Below are 1,609 nucleotides of genomic sequence, written 5' to 3' on the forward strand. Positions count from 1 at the left end.
CTGGATCTGCTCGGGGATCAGGGCATCTGCGACCGGCGCCTGCGTGGCGTTCCAGTCCGTCAGCACCGCACGCCGCTCGTCCTCGTCCAGAACCTCCACCTGGCTCACACGCAGCTCAGGGTCGGCCGCGAGCTGTTCGAGGACGCGGACGAGGCGATCGGACAGAGCTTGCGCGGTCGCCTCGTCGAACAGGTCGGTCGCGTAGAGGATCTCTCCGCCGATGCCCACGGGAACGCCGTCCTCGTCGCGGCGTTCCGCCAGGGTGATGGACAGGTCGAACCGGGCGGTCTCGGCCTCTTCGCCGGGCGGCATCGGCTCCACCCGGAGCCCCGGCAGCTCCCACCGTCCCTGCCGGTCGCCCGTGGCGCTCTGGAGGGTGAACATCACCTGGAACAGCGGGTGCCGGTCCAGCGAGCGGGCGGGGCTGAGTTCGTCCACCAGCCGCTCGAACGGCAGTTCCTGATGCGCGTAGGCGGCCAGATCGGTTTCGCGGACCCGCGCCAGGAGTTCCAGGAACGACGGGTCCCCGCTCACGTCCGTGCGCAGCACCAGCGTGTTGACGAAGAAGCCCGCCAGCCCGTCCAGCGCGGCGTCCCCCCGGCCTGCGACGGGTGTGCCGAGCGGGATGTCGGTCCCCGCGCCGAGCCGGGCCAGCAACGCCGCCAGCGCCGTCTGCACCACCATGAACACGGTCGCGCCGCCTCGCTGCGCCACCCGGACAAGGCCCGCATGGGCGTCCGGGCCCAAGGTCACTGGCACCGAGCGGCCTCGGAAGGACGGTGTGGCGGGCCTCGGCCGGTCGGTCGGAAGCGTCAGTTCCTCCGGCAGATCGCGCAGGGCCTCGCGCCAATAGCCGAGCTGGCCGCTGATCACACTGTGCGGGTCGTCCGGGTCGCCCAGTACCTCGCGCTGCCAGATCGCGTAGTCGGCGTACTGGACCGGCAGCGGCGCCCAGCCTGGTTCCCGTCCCTCCCGGCGAGCCGCGTACGCGACACCGAGATCACGGGCCAGTACTCCCAGCGACCAGCCGTCCACGGCGATGTGGTGCGCCACGATCTCAAGGACGTGTTCGTTCGGGCCGAGTTCGACCAGCCGGGCCCGCCAGGGCAGGTCCTTCCGGAGATCGAAACTGCGGTCAACGTCCTCGCCGGGCCGGGCGATCTCGAGCCGGGGATGACCGGCGCGACCGGTCAGCACCCGCTGGTGCGGCTCGCCGTCGACCTCGGGGAAGATCGTGCGCAGGCTCTCGTGCCGGTCGGCGACATCGGCCAGGGCCGCTTCCAGGGCGGGGACGTCCAGTTCGCCGGAGATTCGCAGCAGTAGCGGCAGGGTGTAGGCCGCGCCTTCGCCTGCTTCCTCCAGGCGGTTGAGGAACCACATGCGCTGCTGCCCATAGGACAGCGGCACCACGTCCGGACGGGGTCGCGCCGTCAGCGGTGGACGGGCCCGGTCCGTGCCAGCGGTGACGGCCTTCGCGACACCGGCGACCGTGGGCTCGGCGAACAACGTCTTGATGCCGACCTCGACCTCGAACACCGCCCGCAGGCGAGTGACCAGCCGCATGGCGAGGAGAGAGTCTCCGCCGAGTTCGAAGAAGGAGTCTTCAGCG

Annotated in this window: 1 protein-coding gene; it reads right to left on the reverse strand. The window is 71.1% G+C overall.

The window, feature by feature from the left end; translation table 11 throughout:
* Nucleotides 1–1,609: condensation domain-containing protein (locus ABD879_RS32525; RefSeq protein ID WP_345025630.1), on the reverse strand; the 1,609-nt coding region annotated here is incomplete at both ends.

Source organism: Actinomadura keratinilytica, assembly GCF_039539665.1.
Lineage (GTDB): Bacteria > Actinomycetota > Actinomycetes > Streptosporangiales > Streptosporangiaceae > Spirillospora > Spirillospora keratinilytica.